The organism is Bradyrhizobium altum (genome assembly GCF_020889705.1).
GTDB lineage: Bacteria > Pseudomonadota > Alphaproteobacteria > Rhizobiales > Xanthobacteraceae > Bradyrhizobium > Bradyrhizobium altum.
In genome coordinates, this window is record NZ_JACMYP010000476.1 from 1 (window position 1) to 3,118 (window position 3,118).

Consider the following 3,118-nt stretch of genomic DNA (forward strand, 5'->3'; position numbering starts at 1 on the left):
GGTCTTGGTGCCACGCCCGCTCATGTCGGCCTCATCGGCTGATGGTCCATGCTTCAACCATCACTGATTCTGGCCGGCGGTTTTGTGACTCAGTCAGACTAGAACCCCAAGTCATCCGCCCGCGCGGTTCCATCATTTGCGAGGAAACGCAATGACAGCCGACCGACTATTCCAAATCGCGATTTATGGACTGTTCATTTTTTCGGCCGTCTTGGCCTCGATGGTGGTCCTGAGCACATGAACCACAATCGGAACGAGGATGGGTCACTACCACTCAGCACGGGACCGGTCGACACTCGATGGTGTGGTCGGCGGGGCTCTTACTTTGCTCGCAAGTGCCCTTGCTCTGGGCGCCCCTACGTCTTTGCCGGGTCCGACCCGCTAGGCCTATCGATCGGCCCCTGCACATTTTGGGGCCTATCCAGTACCGCTTTGCTTGTCGCCAGGACTCGATAGCCACGTTCCATCCGCTCCAGGAAATAACGCGTGAAGTCGTCCGGCGCAGCTTCCTTGGCGCGTCGGTAGTTGTCGGCCATTTCTAGATATTCCTCAGCACTCATGATGAAGTATGCGCCGGAAGCAGTAGACGTTCCCGAGTTCCTGCCAGCCCGGAATAGAAACCGGCACCACTCATCCGGATTGCCTGTAATGGCGGAGTCGTTCGGCAACTCGTTTGTCGTCGTCGAGGTGACGGCTGACGATCTAAAAGGGACGCAGATTTGGGTGGCACGTGCCAAGCCGAGCCAGGCCCTCACTTTGGTCCTCGCTGCGGTGCCGGAAGGCTGGACTGCGGAAGTGTTGGATCTCGCGCTGACGGCTCAGCAACAGGGGATGTTTGAGGAACTCAACCTCGATCCCGGCGACGTTTACAGGCTGGAGTAAGCCTAACCTGGGAGTTATATACTTAACAGGTATGGTCGCTCTGTGGTTGAGTCAACCACAGAGGGAATCCGCCATGTCCATCCTTCCGCTCCGCACTTCCACAATGAGGCCGCAGCCATCGTGCGGCTGGAAGAGATCGTGTGGTCGCAGGGACCTCATTGCCCGCGCTGCGGCGGCTTCGACCGCATTACGGACGTGAAGGCCGGCCGGGGCTGGCCTACGCCGTTGCGGCCCCTGCAAGCGCGAATTCACCGTCACGGTCGGCGCGATTTTCGAGCGCAGCCACGTCAAGCTGCACATCTGGTTTCAGGCTGCTCACCTGATGGCCTCCAGCAAGAAAGGCATCAGCGCCCATCAGCTGCACCGCGCGCTCAAGGTCACTTACAAAACCGCTTGGTTCATGGAACACAGGCTGCGCGAGGCTATGCGCGAAGGCCAATTCACATTCGTGACAATGACCAGAAGGGAATCAAAATTCCCCTTGTGGAACTCTACAAGTGGAGCGGCGTGAACAAGGTGTGCGGAAAATATGATCTGGACATCGTTTCTCATGAAGCAGCACAGGGAGCGTAGACGTTGAGCCAGCACCGCCCAAGCAAGACAACGCCCCGCCATCTCAAGGCTCCGGATAACGCAGAGCAATCGAAAGCCTTCATCGATAAGGCGCGCGAGACGAAGCTGACGAAGAGAAGTCAGCGGCCGATGAACTTATGAAATGGCTGGCTGCTAAGAAGCCCGAACCCAGGAAGCCAACGAAGGGCTAGCCGGGTTCACTGCGAAAACGCAACAATCGCCGCGAGAGCGATGGGACAAAGGCCCAACCCGATGATGCACGCGCGGTAAAGTAGGTCATTGCGCATGACACAACTCCTGCGTTAGAGCCGGGAACCTGCGCCCAAGGATCCCTGCAAGCTAGGGCGATTTGTGCCATGGGAACGGTCTGAAACGACTCGGCTTTTAGCGTCGTGCTTATCGAGTATATAATTCCCCTAACTTGGCTTGCGCCGTTCGCTTTCTGCCTGGTTCGCTGCTTTAAGCCGGTCTGCAATGTAGTGGGAGATATCACCGATCTCAGCCTGCAAGTCGGCCTCTGAAAGGCCCTGCCCCTTGGCAGCTTTTACAAGGCGCCCGGTCAGCTCGGTCACGTCCTGCGAGGCGCCGGCAGTTCGATACTGCTCGACAGCGTGAATGCTATTCTCGATCCAGAAATCAATGAACTCGCGGGCCTTGCTCACCGTGTTCCCCTACGTCGATCCAACATGGTGTTAGCTCCGGCGGATCAACAGAGCAAGTAGAGCGTCCCCCCTTGGCGGATGAGGCGCTTAGGCGGCTAGCGGACGCCAAGCATAATAACCTCGTCGTTCGAGGGTCGCTTTGCCCACGCAGCGCGGGCGTATTCTTTCCTCAGCGATCCATCCTGGTCATGCCGAGCCGCCCATGCGCCAACGCTATCGGCCACCGTTCTGGTTGGTGACCGGGGTGTCGATCACGAAGCACATCATCCTGACCTACCCGGACAGCGCGCATTCCAGCCATATCGGACATAGCGTCACCGTAGAGGCACAAAGCGGACGACAAGCCGCTACTGGGTCACGGCAGCATCAACCGCAGCGAGGCTGCTTGGATGTCGAAGCCCAGCAGGATTGCTGTTCCTTTAGCCATCGGTCGCGCGGCTTGCAGCTTGACGGACGTGCCGAAAGATAGACGCGGATCGCAGTGTCATCGGCCTCAAGGCGCTCCGCACGATAGATTGCATTGGCCGCGCACCGTCGCTCACCTCAAACGTCAGCCTGGCCTGCGGGTCGAAGCCGACGGCCTCGTCGACCTCGCGGATGATCGCAAGAAATTTTGCGGCCGGCATGTGACCGCGGTTTTCCTCATCGATGTCCCAGAGCTGAATGAAGGTCTCGCTCCAGCTCTCCGGGTTCGCGCCGCAATCGAGCGCCCTGAACGAACCGGTCTTGACTTCGGTCACGTGGTAGCTGGGGCGGACGTCCCGGCCGTCGTAGCTGAAGATTAGCGGCTTCTCCTTGTGCGCCTCGAGGCTGGAAAGCAGGGCTGCGGATGACAGCTCTTCGACCGGGTGCAGGGCACCGGGATGGAGGAGCGTCAAGCCCGAACCGCCTTCGCCGCGCTGTCGCAGGAAACGCGGCTGCGGATCGTGCGGCTGCTGGTCCAGGCCGGTCCCGATGGCATGGCGGCAGGGGCGATTGCCGAGGCGGTCGCGGTATCGCCG

At 59.5% G+C, this 3,118-nt stretch carries 4 protein-coding genes and 2 pseudogenes; 3 read left to right on the plus strand and 3 right to left on the minus strand.

All coding sequences use genetic code 11. From position 1 onward, the window contains the following. Nucleotides 1–356: 356 nt before the first annotated feature. A complete protein-coding gene (locus H8B02_RS46440; protein WP_229172399.1) occupies nt 357–560 on the minus strand; it encodes a hypothetical protein in 204 nt (67 codons plus the stop codon). Between the two features lie 88 nt (nt 561–648). Between H8B02_RS46440 and H8B02_RS46445 the strand changes: the two genes are divergently transcribed. Next, entirely contained in the window at nt 649–882 is a 234-nt protein-coding gene (locus tag H8B02_RS46445) for a hypothetical protein (protein ID WP_229172400.1), read from the plus strand. Between the two features lie 66 nt (nt 883–948). Beyond that, a pseudogene (locus tag H8B02_RS46450) lies at nt 949–1,318 on the plus strand (transposase); the annotation flags it as partial. A gap of 553 nt (nt 1,319–1,871) precedes the next feature. On the opposite strand, the gene H8B02_RS46455 reads toward H8B02_RS46450, so the two are convergent. Next, the gene (locus H8B02_RS46455; protein ID WP_229172401.1) at nt 1,872–2,117 is read right to left on the minus strand and encodes a hypothetical protein; all 246 of its coding nucleotides are present in this window, start codon (nt 2,115–2,117) and stop codon (nt 1,872–1,874) included. A 366-nt stretch (nt 2,118–2,483) separates the two neighbouring features. After that, nucleotides 2,484–2,971: pseudogene (locus tag H8B02_RS46460) on the minus strand (DUF6428 family protein). A gap of 9 nt (nt 2,972–2,980) precedes the next feature. Here H8B02_RS46460 and H8B02_RS46465 point away from each other — a divergent pair. Then, a partial coding sequence (locus tag H8B02_RS46465) for a helix-turn-helix domain-containing protein (RefSeq protein WP_376711796.1) occupies nt 2,981–3,118 on the plus strand: 138 nt, incomplete at its 3' end.